Origin of the sequence: Streptomyces sp. P17, from assembly GCF_032436805.1 — a bacterium.
GTDB lineage: Bacteria > Actinomycetota > Actinomycetes > Streptomycetales > Streptomycetaceae > Streptomyces.
The window spans coordinates 1-479 of the sequence record NZ_JAVRBF010000316.1 but is presented as its reverse complement, the minus strand read 5'-3'; the positions used below and the strand labels follow the sequence as shown (position 1 = coordinate 479).

Annotated in this window: 1 protein-coding gene; it reads right to left on the bottom strand. The window is 42.2% G+C overall.

All coding sequences use genetic code 11. The features are described 5' to 3' along the window. Positions 1-107 precede the first annotated feature (107 nt). Entirely contained in the window at positions 108-296 is a 189-nt protein-coding gene (locus tag RMT89_RS41060; RefSeq protein ID WP_315888853.1) for a hypothetical protein, read from the bottom strand. Positions 297-479 lie beyond the last annotated feature (183 nt).

The window sequence follows — 479 nt, the reverse complement described above, 5'->3', positions numbered from 1 at the left end:
CAATGAATCACTACACCTCCCCTAGCAACTAACGCTCGCATTTGTGGTTGGTTTGAAGCGCAGCGGCAAACCAATCCGGCAACATGCGCTTGTTAAATGCACTATTGCTACTCATCACCAGGGTAACTTGCACGATGCACCTCATCGACAATTATAAGATTTTCAATAAGTTCATTCTCAGCCTCTTCCATTTCTTTAGTCACAGCCGCATGTACAATTTTTAAGCCTTCTGAGAGCTTATTTGTAAGATGGATTTTTCTTTTTTGGCTTACTCGCTGGCTAAACTCTTGCTTCAACCAGTCATTGAGATATGACTTATCCTTATAGATCGAGCCAAAGTCCTCGTCGCGAGTAACAATCACAATATCCTTTCCACTTTCTATGGAGCAATTTACGACCCATTCCCAATTGACTGCATCACCAATTGAGGTGTCATTTTGTTAACGAGGTGGATAGCCAAGAATGAAGCGTTTTCTTGC